This is a genomic window from Amycolatopsis sp. N2S4-7 (assembly GCF_058119595.1).
In genome coordinates this window covers 1359203-1371223 of the sequence record NZ_CP172299.1, presented here as the reverse complement: position 1 = coordinate 1371223, position 12021 = coordinate 1359203, and the positions used below count along the sequence as shown (strand labels likewise).

The window sequence follows — 12021 nt, the reverse complement described above, 5'->3', positions numbered from 1 at the left end:
GGATTGCCCGCTTTCCCGACGATCCTGACGATCGGAGTGAGCCCCCTTCGAGTCAGGAGAACACGATGAAAGCACGGTTCGTTTTGGTTGTTCTTGTTTCCCTCGGAGTTTTGCTCCCGGCGACGCCCGCGCACGCCGGCGTGTCATCGCAGGATCGCGAGTACCTGAATCGAACGCACCAGAACAACCTGTTCGAGATCGTCACCGGGACGTTGGCGGAGCGGGGGAGTTGCGTCCGCGAGCTGGGTCGCGAGTTCACCGCACACCACACGGCGTTGGACGCTGAGCTGATCGCCGTCTCGGCTCAGGAGGCCGTGACGCTGTATTCGGTGCCGGATCCCGACCAGCTGGCCCAGATCGCAGACCTGTCCACCCGCTCAGGCCCCGACTTCGACACGGCGTGGCGGCGCGACCAGATCGGCGCGCACCTCCGGGCGCTGGCATTGGGCGAGCGCGAGACAAGGTACGGCTGGTCCCCGGAGGTGAAGGCCCTGGCGGCCCGCTCGGCCCCGGTGTTGCGGCACCACCTGAAGCAGGCCACGACTGCCTGCGTCACCCTTGCGGTAGCCCTTTCGCCGTCACGGGGGTGACGAACTCGACGCGAACGGACCGGACGTACTGCTCCCGTTCGGCGAGGAAGCGCCGGGTGTGTTGTTGGCGCTCGTGTTCGTCGAAGGCGTCCTTGTCCCGGTAGACCTCGTAGAAGACACGGGCAAGGGGAGCGCCTTCGACGCGGTGGGTGGCGTAGACGAGGGTCCCGGGTTCGTGGTCGGCAATCCCGCGGCCGGTCTCCTCGACGAGGCGGTCGAAGGCCTCCGCGCGTTCGTCGTCGTGGAGGTCGAACCGGACAACCAGTGCGTACATCGTTCCACTCTGTCAGGACCGGTACGGCGGTCCTGACAGGGGGGTTGCCCAGAAACGACGAAAGCCACGTTTACCTGGGTAAACGTGGCTTGTCCGTCGGGCTGACAGGATTTGAACCTGCGACCCCTTGACCCCCAGTCAAGTGCGCTACCAAACTGCGCCACAGCCCGGACCCGCACTCCCTGAGTGCGTGGAAGTACTTTAGCGCGCCGTCCGAACGGCCCTGCAACCAGGGCACCTTATCCGCCTGACCTGCGGAAACAGGTCAGGCGGCGGTGGTCAGGCCGGGTTGCTCGCGTGGGTCAGGGTCTGCCATGCCACGAAGAGGTTGTTCGTGCCCGCCGGGCGCTGGCGCTCCGTCAGCGTCTGGGTGTTCGTCATCGCGATGCCCAGGCGCGTGTGGAGCGCGTTGAAGCCCACCTCCGTCACCGGGCCCAGGCCCAGCTTCAGGCTGCCCGAGCACAGCCAGGACGGCACCGCCGTGCCCAGCTGGTACTTCGACTGGAAGCCCAGGGCCTGGCGCAGGCGCTCGCCCACGTCCGTTCCGTACACGTCGGCTCCCTGGATGCGGAGCGTCTCCGCCACGTCCGCGATCGCCGCGATGCCGTAGCCCGTGTGGGTGAAGTCGCGGCAGGTTTCCTGGGTCAGGCCGTCCACGAACGTTCCCTGGCCCTGCCAGTAGCTCACGATCTGGTCGCGGGACGACAGGCCGCTGCCGGGGACCGTCTTGGGCAGGGCACCGTCCGAAGACAGGTAAACGTAGGCCGCGACGCGGTTGCGGTAGCGGGTGACCGCCTTGTCGAAGTTGGTCTTGTCCTCGAGGAGCACCGAGATGCCGACCGCGGCCTCCATCATGGACAGTTCCCAGTTGCCGTTGCTGTTGCTGCCGTTGATGACCTTGTTCAGGTACACGTTGCGCAGCATCGTGCCGAACCGGCCGGAGTTCGGCCAGCTCGGGTACGTGTACTTGATGATCTCCGCCGCGCGCGGCCACGACGAGCCCGCCCAGCCCGTCTGCAGCGGCGCGTTGCTGTTCGTGTGGTCGGTGATCACCGCCGACCACGCGTCCATCAGCGCGATCGCCTTCTGCGCGTAGCGGGCGTCGCCCGAGATGTACCAGATCAGCGCGTCCGTGTACGCCGCGATCGCGTCTTCGCGCTCGTCCGTGCAGCCGTAGTTCGGGTTAGAGTACGAGCCGCATTCCACGATCGCCCGGGGTTTCGGGGTGCGGGAAAGCGACGCGTACGAACTCGCCAGCGCCTGGTCGTACGCCGCTTTCCACGGCTGGGCGCCGGCATTCACCTGGGCCTTGACGAAGTCCAGCTGCGGACGGCTCACCAGCACGCCGGGGTGGGTGAACGTCGCCGGCGCCGCGGGGGCCGGGGTGCTGAGCAGGCCCAGCGCCAGCGGGACGAGCGCGGCGACGGTGAAGACTTTTCTCAAGCGGGACATGGCTCTCCTCAGACGACGGTGTCTGTGCTGCGAGGTGGGTCACAAGCGCGCTTCGCCCCAAGTCTCATGGTCCAGACCATCGTCAGTCAAGACGGAGAACCGCCCTTTGTTCGGGTTCTGAAGAAAAGGCGGGAAATGTTCAGCCCGCTGAACGGAAAGCGCATTTCCGTTCAGCGGGCTGAACAAACTCAGCCGAGTCCCGCGCTGACGGCGTTCATCAGCGCCCCGGTGTCGCCCGACATCTCCCACGCCATCACGCCGAGCAGGCCGCGGGACTTGAGCCAGGTGGTCTTCAGCCCGATCGACCACGTGTCGTCGAACGTCCACCACTGCCCGCCGTTGCCGGTGTAGCACGACGTCGCGACGGCGGCCGTGTCGTGGTGCACCGTGCAGCCCGGCACGCTCGCCATCAGGTTCGCATAACCCCGCGTGCCCGCTTCCTCGGCGAACTGCCCCGGCGCCGCGCCGGTCGCCGACTGCCACTCGCCGCTCTTCCCGCCGTCCGCGACGCCCTGCCAGCCGCGGCCGTAGAAGGCCAGGCCGAGGGTGAGCCGCCGCGGGTCCACGCCCGCGTTCGTGTAGGCGTTGATCGCGGCTTCGGCGCTGAAGCGGAACGGGTACGGGTCGTCCGCGTCGGCGTACAGGTTGCCTTGGTGGCCGGTGCGGTTCGGCTCCCACGAGTTGTCGCTGCCGGAGCCGTGGAAGTCGTACCCCTGCACGTTCGCGACGTCGAGCGAGCCGAACACCCGGGACAGGTCCCAGCCGGCCGCGACCTTGGCCGGGTCCGCCGGGGTGAACGCGTGCAGCTGGTAGCGCTTGCCGGTGGTCGCGCCGTACGCGTCGAGCTGCGTGCGGAACTCGGCCAGCAGCGCGGTCAGGTTCGCCTTGTCGTTCGGGCTCCAGTGGTTGCCGGGGTGGCCGTCGGCGCTGGCGGGCCATTCCCAGTCGAGGTCGATGCCGTCGAAGATCCCGGCCGCGGTGCCCGGTCCGCCGGCCCCGCCGTAGGGCGCGATGTTGCCCTTGAGCCACGTGTCGACGCACGACGCGACGAACTTCTTGCGCGACGCCTCCGTCGCCGCGACGTCGGAGAAGTACTTCGAATACGTCCAGCCGCCCAGCGAGACCAGCACCTTCAGGTTCGGGTGCTTCGCCTTCAGCTTCTTCAGCTGGTTGAAGTTGCCGCGCAACGACTCCCAGCCCGTGTCGGCCACGCCGTCGACGGACTGCGCCGCCGGGAACGGCCGCGAGTAGTCCGCCTCGGCGTCGCCGGCGCCGTCACCTTGGTTGGGGTCCTGCGGGTTCGCCGTGGTGCCCTTCGTGACGCCGGACAGGCAGGTCAGGTTCACCGGGTCGATGTTCTCGAACGCGTACAGCAAGTGCGTCAGCTTCGCCGCCGCGCCCGATGTCTCCAGGTTCTTCACGAAGAACTGGCGCCCGTAGATGCCCCACTGCACGAAGTACCCGACCTTCGCGTACCCCGACACGATGTCGCCGGTCTTCGCTGTGACCGCGGCGCTCGGCGCCGAGACGTTGTCGTAGCCGTCGCGGGCCCGCACAGTGAAGGTGTACGAAGTGGACGGTGCCAGGCCGGTCACCACCGCCGCCGTCGTGGTCACCGTCGTGGCCAACGCGGAACCGCGGTAGACGTCGTAGCTCACGACGCCGGTGTTGTCCGTCGACGCCGTCCAGGCCAGCGAGATGCTTCCCGCATCGGCCGCCGTGGACCGCAGCCCGCCCGGCGCGGACGGCGCCTGCGTGTCGTCGGCCGGGTTGTTCGTCGTCACGGCCAGAGCGGCACTCGCCGGGGACGTGTTCCCCTTGGCGTCCTTGGCCTTCACCGTGAACGAGTAGGCCGTCCCCGGCGTGAGCCCGCCGACCGTGGCGCTCGTCCCGGTGACCGAAGCGGCCAGGGAGGTTCCCTGGTAGACGTCGTAGCCGGTCACCGGCAATGAACCGGCCGCCGACGCGTTCCAGGCCAGTGCGACCGTCTTGGTCGTCTTCGCGACCAGGCGCAGGTTCGCCGGCGCGCCCGGTGGTGTGTCCGGTGAACCGTCGCAGTTGGCGTTGTCGACGCGGCACTGCGCCGGCGTCGCGGCGGTGCTGAGCCGGAAGGTCGGGCTGTACGGGTAGGTGTTGCGGCCCGGCGCCAGCGTCGCGATGTAGTAGGCCGGGGTCAGGGTGACCTGGGTGCCGTTCTGGGTCACCGTGCCGTTTTCCCCGGTGCTCGCGGTGACGCCGGCGGGCAGGGTGAAGGTGATCGCCCAGTTGCTCACCGAGGACGTCCCGGTGTTGGCGACGGTGTAGGTGCCGGTGGTGCCGCTCATCGCCAGGGTGGCGGTCAGCGAACCGGCCGCGGCGGCGGGTGGCGCGAGCGCCGCGGCGCCGCCGGCGGCGATCAGCACGGCGGCGAGCGCGGAACGTAGTCGTACGGACGTGCGTCTCATGGCGGTTCTCCGGGAGGGCGGGGACGATGTGGTCTAGACCACAATCGAATGTAACCCGGTGCCGGGAGAACCGCGCACGCCTGAACGGCGGCAACCGTCGTCCGAACGGACTGTTAACGTCCCGAGAAAGTGGCTTTCCCCGGTCCGTCGGCGAGGAACGACTTCACGGCGTTGCGGAGGTCCTCGGTCTCGAATAGCGCCGCCGCGATCTCGGTGATGTGCGCGTTGGCCTCCGGGACACCGCCGGCGGAGAAGTGGTCGAGGACGCGCTTGGTCGCCGCGTGGGCTTGGGTCGGGCCCTCGGCCAGGCGGGCGGCGAACGCGCGGGCCGCGGCGTCGAAGCCCTCGTCCGGCAGGACGCGGTTGACGACGTTCCAGCGCTCGAGCGTCGCGGCGTCGTAGGTGTCGCCGGTCATCACGAACTCCTTGGCGCGGCCGGCTCCCGCCCGCGAAGCGAGCCGCTGGGTGCCGCCCATGGTCGGGGTCAGCCCGACGACCTTCTCGACCAGCCCGAACTTCGCGCGCGACGCGGCGAGGATGATGTCGCAGGCCACCGCGACCTCGAACGCCCAGGTCAGGCACAGGCCGTGCGCGGCGAACACGGTCGGGAACGGCAAAGCCGCGATCCGGTCCGGCACCGCGAGCATCTCGTCGAACAGGACCTTGGCTTCGGCGGGCGAGCCCTGGGCGTCGAACAGCGAGACGTCCACGCCGCCGCTGACGATCTTGCCCTCGGCGCGGATCAGCAGGGCCCGCGCGGGCGTGTCTTCCAACGAGCCGATGGCGGCGGCGAGGTCCGATTGCAGCGAAGCCGTGTAGAGGTTCAACGGCGGAGCGTCGACGGTCAGGACGGCGAGCCCGCCGTCACGATCGAGGCGGACCTGCTCAGTCATGTTCACCCTGCTTCTTCGGCTTCGACGATGTCGTCCCAATACTGCTGGGCCTCGGGGCGCCAGTCGACGTGTTTGTGATGGAACAGTTCCGCCGCCTTCGTCCCGCTCCACTTCGCCGGGAGGAGCTCGGCGGGCAGCTGCGGGTCGAGGAACGGGAACCGCCGCCACTCGTGCACCAGCTCGGTCTGCGCGCGCAGCACCGCGCGGCCGCCGGTGGGGTGCAGGCCGGTGAAGCGGTCGATGAAGTCCTCGTAGCGGTCCTTCAGCTCGGTCAGGTCCCAGGACCGGGCGACCATCGACTCCTGCTCGCCGATCTCGCCGTACGCCGCCGTGAACGACATCGCCTGGGCGTCGAGGCCGAGCTCGCTGACGATCTGCTGCGCTTCGCGCTGACGGCTCAGATCCGGGCTGACCCAGACTCCGGCCACGGGCGAGCCGAAGCCCGCCCAGGTCAGCCGGGTGCGCAGGCGGTGGCGCAGGTCGCGCTTGGCCTCGGGCACCGAGACGATGAGCATCAGCCACTGCCCGTTCCAGTGGCGCTCCTCGCGGCCGAACGCGTAGATCCGGTCGGCGCCCTCGGTCAGCAGGCGGCGCCCCGGCGGGGTCAGCGACCAGCGCACGCGGCGCCCGACGCGCTCGGAGACCACCCAGCCCTCGGCGGCGGAGCGGGCGAGGGCCTGCCGCGCCGACTTCTCCTCGATGTCGAGGATGCCGAGGACCTCGACGAGCATCGACGTCCAGACCGGCTTGTCCCGGGGCAGCGCGTACTCGCCGAGCACGGTCATCAGCAGCGACCGCGCGCTGGCGTGGCTGACCTCGCGCCGCCGGCTGACCGTGGGCCGGGGCGCGGACGGGCGGCCTTCCCTCGGCTTCGGCCTGCGGCCGAGGGTGACCGGGGGAGCGGGTTCGCCCATGCTGATTCACCGACCTCACTGCTGGGGGGTACCGACAACCGAACAGGTTACCCACACTGAGTGATCAAAGCGCCACCGGACACACACAGTCGGTGTCTTTGACCATGATCTGACACTTCACCAGGGCCCCGTAGACTCGGCCACCTCATGAGCGCAACACTCGTCGCGAAGGACCTGGCCGCGGGCCACGGTGACCGTACCCTCTTCTCCGGGCTCGACCTCGTCGTCGCCCCCGGCGACGTCGTCGGCCTGGTCGGGGTCAACGGCGCCGGCAAGTCGACGCTGCTGCGGACCCTCGCCGGGCTCGCGAAGCCGGACGGCGGGGAGATCCGCCTGAACCCGCCGACCGCCACCGTCGGGCACCTCCCGCAGGAGCCGGAACGGCGGGAAGGCGAGTCGGTGCGGGCGTTCCTGGCGCGCCGCACCGGCGTCTCCGCGGCGCAGGCGGATCTCGACGAGGCGACCGAGGCACTGACCGCGGGCTCGGCGGGAGCGGACGACCGGTACGCCGCCGCGCTCGACCGGTGGCTCGCCCTCGGTGGCGCGGACCTCGACGAGCGCGCCGGCGAAGTGGCCGCCGACCTCGGCCTGGCGGTCGACCTGGACCAGCCGATGACGTCGTTGTCGGGCGGCCAGGCCGCGCGCGCCGGGCTCGCTTCGCTGCTGCTGAGCCGGTACGACATCTTCCTGCTCGACGAGCCGACCAACGACCTCGACCTGGACGGCCTGGCCCGGCTGGAGCGGTTCGTGTCCGGGCTGCGCGCCGGGACGGTGCTGGTCAGCCACGACCGCGAGTTCCTGGTCCGCACCGTCGACCGCGTCGTCGAGCTGGACCTGGCGCAGCAGCAGGTGAACGTCTTCGGCGGCGGTTACGAGGCCTACCTCGACGAACGCGAGGTCGCGCGGCGGCACGCGCGTGAGGAGTACGAGGAGTACGCCGGGACGAAGGCCTCGCTGGAGGCGCGCGGGCGGATGCAGCGGGCGTGGATGGAAAAGGGCGTCAAGAACGCCCGCCGGAAGCAGCCCGACAACGACAAGTCCGCTCGTAAGTTTCGCACCGAGGCCACGGAGAAGCAGGCGTCGAAGGCGCGGCAGACCGACCGGATGATCGAGCGCCTCGACGTCGTCGAGGAGCCGCGCAAGGAGTGGGAGCTGCGGATGGAGATCGCCGCGGCCCCGCGGGCGGGCGCGGTGGTCGCGACCCTGCGCGGCGCGGTGGTCCGCCGGGGCGGGTTCACCCTCGGACCGGTCGACCTGCAGATCGACTGGGCGGACAAGGTCGCCATCACGGGTGCGAACGGCTCCGGGAAGTCGACGCTCTTGGCGGCGCTCCTGGGCCGGTTGTCTTTGGACGAAGGTGCTGCCGCGCTGGGCCCGGGTGTCGTGGTCGGCGAGGTCGACCAGGCTCGTCGCCTGTTCCTCGGTGATGTCCCGCTCGCTTCGGCGTTCGCTCAGGAAGTGCCTGAGTTGGCGGATGCGGACGTTCGGACGCTGCTGGCGAAGTTCGGGCTTAAGGCCGCCCACGTGCTTCGGTCGGCGGCGACGCTTTCGCCGGGGGAGCGCACCCGGGCGGCTCTGGCTCTGTTGCAGGCTCGTGGGGTGAACCTGCTGGTGCTGGACGAGCCGACCAACCATTTGGACCTCCCGGCAATCGAGCAGCTCGAGGCGGCGCTGGACAGCTACCCGGGGACGCTCCTGCTCGTGACGCATGACCGGCGGATGCTCGACGCTGTGCACGTCACCCGCCGCCTTGAGGTCGATGGTGGAAAGGTTCGCGAGGTGTGAAGCTCAGGCTGGTCGCCGAGTGCCTTCGGTGAGCAGTGCTCTCGGTTGGGAGCGCTGGGTCGGAATGGTGCGAGATCGGCGCTCTCGCTTTTGAACGGTGCTCGCCAGACGGGGTGAGCAGTGCTCTCGAAGCCGAGCGCCGCCGGCTGTGGAGGGTGAGCGGTGCTCTTGAATCGGCTGGCTGCCCGCGGTCAGGGGTGAGCAGTGCTCTTGGATCTGCCGACTGCGCGCGGTCGAGGATGGGCGGTGCTCTCTCGGGGTGAGCACGCCGCGCCAAGTCGGTGAGCAGTGCTCTCGATGCTGCTCGCTGCGCGCGGTCGAGGGTGAGCGGTGCTCTCGGTTGTGGACATGGCGCAGAGTCGGGGAGAGCGGTGCTCTTGGGTGTGAGCGCCGTTGACCGCTGTGAGTGAGCGGTGCTCTCGAACCTGGACGCTGCTCGCTGAAAGGGGAGAGCGGTGCTCTCGGGGGTGAGCACCCGCTGCGTCGGCTTGGTGAGCGGTGCTCTCGCAAGAAAGCACCGCTCACCCCTTTGTCGCGCCGCCCGTCAAGCCCTTCACGAACTGCTTCTGCAGCGCCAGGTAGAAGATCAGCACCGGCAGCGTCGCCAGGAACATCAGCGCGAACACGCTCCCCAGATCGGCCTGGTACTGGCCGATCGAGCGGTAGATGCCCGTCGTGATCGTTGTGCCCTGGCTTGGGCCGAGGATGATCAGCGGGTCGATGAAGTCGTTCCAGATCCAGACGCCGAGGAAGATCAAGACCGAGGCCGTCGCCGGGCGGAGGAGGGGGAACACCACGCGCCAGAACACCTGCATGCGGCTCGCGCCGTCGAGCAACGCCGCCTCCTCCAGTTCCACCGGCACGCCACGGATGAACCCGGTGAACACGAACACCCCGAACGGCACGTAGTACCCGACGTTGAACAGGATCAGCCCCTGCAGCGTCGCCATCAGGTGGGTGACCCGCAGGACGTCCGTGATCGGGATGAGGATGACCTGCGGCGGAATCATCAGCCCGGCGAGGAGCACGAGCGTCAGCACCTTCGTCCACCGCTTGCCCGAGCGCGCGAGGTAGTGGCCCAGCATCGCCGACAGCACGGTCAGCACCAGGATCGACAGCAAGGTCACGACCACGCTGTTGGTCAGGCTCACCCAGAACAGACCGTCCGGGCGGGTCAGCACGGCGTGGATGTTGGCCAGGGTCGGCGGCAAGGGAAGCGATGCCGGTTCCGTAGCGATCTCCGAGCCCTGCTTGAAGACGTTCGTCAGCACCAGGTACAGCGGCACGGAGAACACTGCGCTCACAAGGAGCGCGACCGCCGGGCGCAGCCAGGAGCGCGTCACAGGTCCACCTCCCGGCGCCGCAGGAACCCGAGCACCACCGTCGTCGCGATCGCGACGATCACCAGCATCAGCACGGCCATCGCGGACGCGTAGCCGACGTGGTTGGAGTCGAAGCCGGTCTGCAGGACGTCGAACGCGATCGTCGCGGTGGCGCCGGAACCCGGGCCGCCGTTGGTGATCACCTTGACGTAGTCGTAGGTCTTGAACGCCGAAATCAGCAGCACGACCGTGTTGATCGTCAGCGACGGCGCGAGCAGCGGCCAGGTCACCGCGCGGAACCGGCGCAGCGGCCCGGCACCGTCGATCTCGGCCGCCTCCAGCAGCTCCGCGGGCACACCCTGCAGCCCCGCGAGGTAGACGACGACGCAGAACCCGAGCATCTGCCAGCACACGATCGACGCGACCGAGTACAGCGCGACGTCCGGATCGGACAGCCAGCCGGGCGGGTGCTCGATGCCCAGCCCCCGCAGCAGGTTGTTCAGCGGCCCCTGGTTGTCGAGCAGCCGCGACCACACGATCGACACGACGACCGAGCTGAGGATCACCGGCGTGAAGAACACACTCCGCAAGGCGTTGTACAGCCAGCCTTTCCGGTCCAGCAGCAGCGCGACGCCTAGACCCAGCACGTTCGGCACGACGACCACGATCACCGTCAGGATCGTCGTCACCTTCAAAGCGGTGAGGAACTGCTCGTCCGTGAAAAGGAGCTTGTAGTTGTCGAGCCCGACGAACTTCACCGGCGGGTTGAACGGGTTGTAGTTCGTCAGGCTGTACCCGAAGCTGATCAGGATCGGGGCCATCACGAAGCAGAGGTAGACGAGCACCCCCGGCGCGCCGAACGACGCGAAGTGCCACACCCGCGGCAGGATCGGCTTGCGCCGCGCGCGGCGGGCGGGGGACCGGCGGGTATCGGGCGGAGCGGGGGAAGCAACCACGGCGGTCAAGGACGTCAGCCCGCCTTCGCCCACTCGGTGTCCAGGAACGCGCACGCGTCGGCCACGGACTTCCGGCCGGTGATGACGTCCTGGGCGGCCTGGTCGACCTTGTCCTTCATACCCGGCAGCAGCCCGTCGTCGGCGGTCTCCCAGCGGAACGCGTGCACGACGGCGTTCTGCTGCACGGCTTCGGTGTAGAGGTCGTAGCCGGCCTTGAACGTCGGGCCGACGTCCGCCGGCGGGGTGTAGCCCTTGATCGCCGGGAACAGGCCGTCGGCCTTGACCGACGCGTCGAGCTGGTCCTTGTCGAGCTGGAAGCCGAGCGCGAACTTCCGCGCCGCGTCGAGGTTCGCGGCCTTGGCGTTGACGATCATCCCGCCGCCCGTGTAGGCGGGAACGACGAGCTTGCCGTCCACCGTGGGGAAGTTGAACACGCCCACCTCGAAGTCGTGCTTCTTCGCATCGGCGTTGGCGGCGAACCAGTTGCCCATCGGGTACATCGCGCTCTTGCCGTCGAGGAACGCCTGCTCGGTCGCCGCGTAGTCGCGGGACACGCTGGTCTTGTCCACGTACCCCTTCGCGGCGAGGTCGGCCAGCTTCGCGAAGGCGGCCTGGAAAGCGGGGTCGGTGAACTTGACCTTGTCCTGCCGGCGCCGGGTCAGCCAGTCCGGCATCGTGTTGTAGACCTCGGTGCTCACGAGCCCGGACAGGATCATCGACGACGGGAAGCCGTCCTTGCCGCCGCCGATGGTGAACGGCGCGTAGCCCTTGTCCTTGAGCTTGCCCGCGTCGGCGACGAGCTCGTCCCACGTCTTCGGGGGCGCGCCGATGCCCGCGTCGGCGAACATCTTCTTGTTGTAGTAGATCGGCGGGATCGTCTGGGTGTTCGCCGGCAGCTGGTAGTACCGGCCGTTGACCGGGTTGGCCTGCGGGAACTGGAAGTCCTTGAGCTCGTCGGGCGTCCAGGCGTAGAGGTTGCCCGCCTCGGCGAAGCCCGCCGAGTCGACGGCGATCATCACGTCCGGGAACTGGCCGGACTGCAGGAGCTGCTTCGCGTACGACGTCCGCCCGTCGGCGGTCGGCGCGACGAGCTTCTTGACCTGGATCCCCGGGTTCTTGTCCGTGACGCGCTTGATGGCGGCGTCCCAGTAGGCCGGGGTCAGGTTCGGGGTTTCGAACGTCAGGAAGGTGATCTCCGCGGCGCCGCCGCTGCCGCCGGTGCCCGATCCGACCGAGCACGCGCTCACCGCCAGGAGCGCCGCCGCTCCCAGCGCCAGGGACCTTCTCATGACCGCCGCCTCTCGTCACCCACCATATGTGATGTATGACGCATTCGATCGGACGTTTTCGGGGGTGTCAAGCATCGAATACCGTCGAAAGTGGCGCAGGAA

The 12021-nt window shown here is 68.9% G+C and carries 10 protein-coding genes and 1 tRNA gene; 2 read left to right on the top strand and 9 right to left on the bottom strand.

Annotation, left to right across the window (positions count from 1 at the left end):
* Nucleotides 1–65: 65 nt before the first annotated feature.
* A complete protein-coding gene (locus ACH54P_RS06275; protein WP_489911367.1) occupies nt 66–590 on the top strand; it encodes a DUF4142 domain-containing protein in 525 nt (174 codons plus the stop codon).
* Here ACH54P_RS06275 and ACH54P_RS06270 read toward each other — a convergent pair.
* From ACH54P_RS06270 to ACH54P_RS06245, 6 genes are all read right to left on the bottom strand, one after another.
* The gene (locus ACH54P_RS06270) at nt 553–864 is read right to left on the bottom strand and encodes a putative quinol monooxygenase (RefSeq protein WP_489911366.1); all 312 of its coding nucleotides are present in this window, start codon (nt 862–864) and stop codon (nt 553–555) included. The two genes, ACH54P_RS06275 and ACH54P_RS06270, sit on opposite strands and share 38 nt — an antisense overlap.
* Before the next feature lie 96 nt (nt 865–960).
* Nucleotides 961–1034: transfer RNA gene (locus ACH54P_RS06265), tRNA-Pro, on the bottom strand.
* A gap of 109 nt (nt 1035–1143) precedes the next feature.
* Complete coding sequence (locus ACH54P_RS06260) at nt 1144–2316, bottom strand: alginate lyase family protein (protein ID WP_489911365.1); 1173 nt, start codon at nt 2314–2316, stop codon at nt 1144–1146.
* A 188-nt stretch (nt 2317–2504) separates the two neighbouring features.
* On the bottom strand, nt 2505–4760 hold the full coding sequence (locus ACH54P_RS06255) for a glycosyl hydrolase family 18 protein (RefSeq protein WP_489911364.1): 2256 nt from the start codon (nt 4758–4760) through the stop codon (nt 2505–2507).
* Nucleotides 4761–4873: 113 nt separating this feature from the next.
* Complete coding sequence (locus tag ACH54P_RS06250; protein ID WP_489911363.1) at nt 4874–5653, bottom strand: enoyl-CoA hydratase/isomerase family protein; 780 nt, start codon at nt 5651–5653, stop codon at nt 4874–4876.
* Between the two features lie 2 nt (nt 5654–5655).
* Nucleotides 5656–6567: a PaaX family transcriptional regulator gene (locus tag ACH54P_RS06245; RefSeq protein ID WP_489911362.1), complete on the bottom strand. Its 912-nt coding sequence runs from the start codon at nt 6565–6567 to the stop codon at nt 5656–5658.
* Nucleotides 6568–6714: 147 nt separating this feature from the next.
* Here ACH54P_RS06245 and ACH54P_RS06240 point away from each other — a divergent pair, with 147 nt between their 5' ends.
* The gene (locus ACH54P_RS06240) at nt 6715–8352 is read left to right on the top strand and encodes an ABC-F family ATP-binding cassette domain-containing protein (protein ID WP_489911361.1); all 1638 of its coding nucleotides are present in this window, start codon (nt 6715–6717) and stop codon (nt 8350–8352) included.
* A 521-nt stretch (nt 8353–8873) separates the two neighbouring features.
* Here ACH54P_RS06240 and ACH54P_RS06235 read toward each other — a convergent pair.
* The 3 genes from ACH54P_RS06235 to ACH54P_RS06225 are packed head-to-tail and all read right to left on the bottom strand — an operon-like array spanning nt 8874 to nt 11919.
* Entirely contained in the window at nt 8874–9695 is an 822-nt protein-coding gene (locus ACH54P_RS06235; RefSeq protein ID WP_489911360.1) for a carbohydrate ABC transporter permease, read from the bottom strand.
* Nucleotides 9692–10663: a carbohydrate ABC transporter permease gene (locus tag ACH54P_RS06230; RefSeq protein WP_489911359.1), complete on the bottom strand. Its 972-nt coding sequence runs from the start codon at nt 10661–10663 to the stop codon at nt 9692–9694. The genes ACH54P_RS06235 and ACH54P_RS06230 overlap by 4 nt, the downstream gene beginning before the upstream one ends.
* Nucleotides 10645–11919, bottom strand: a complete 1275-nt coding sequence (locus ACH54P_RS06225; protein ID WP_489911358.1) for an extracellular solute-binding protein — start codon at nt 11917–11919, stop codon at nt 10645–10647. Before ACH54P_RS06225 ends, ACH54P_RS06230 begins: the two co-directional genes overlap by 19 nt.
* Nucleotides 11920–12021 lie beyond the last annotated feature (102 nt).

Excerpts from the sequence above, each read along its gene's own strand:
- ACH54P_RS06275 (WP_489911367.1), top strand. The coding sequence starts at position 66 with ATGAAAGCACGGTTCGTTTTGGTTGTTCTTGTTTCCCTCGGAGTTTTG.
- ACH54P_RS06270 (WP_489911366.1), bottom strand. The coding sequence starts at position 864 with ATGTACGCACTGGTTGTCCGGTTCGACCTCCACGACGACGAACGCGCG.
- ACH54P_RS06260 (WP_489911365.1), bottom strand. The coding sequence starts at position 2,316 with ATGTCCCGCTTGAGAAAAGTCTTCACCGTCGCCGCGCTCGTCCCGCTG.
- ACH54P_RS06255 (WP_489911364.1), bottom strand. The coding sequence starts at position 4,760 with ATGAGACGCACGTCCGTACGACTACGTTCCGCGCTCGCCGCCGTGCTG.
- ACH54P_RS06250 (WP_489911363.1), bottom strand. The coding sequence starts at position 5,653 with ATGACTGAGCAGGTCCGCCTCGATCGTGACGGCGGGCTCGCCGTCCTG.
- ACH54P_RS06245 (WP_489911362.1), bottom strand. The coding sequence starts at position 6,567 with ATGGGCGAACCCGCTCCCCCGGTCACCCTCGGCCGCAGGCCGAAGCCG.
- ACH54P_RS06240 (WP_489911361.1), top strand. The coding sequence starts at position 6,715 with ATGAGCGCAACACTCGTCGCGAAGGACCTGGCCGCGGGCCACGGTGAC.
- ACH54P_RS06225 (WP_489911358.1), bottom strand. The coding sequence starts at position 11,919 with ATGAGAAGGTCCCTGGCGCTGGGAGCGGCGGCGCTCCTGGCGGTGAGC.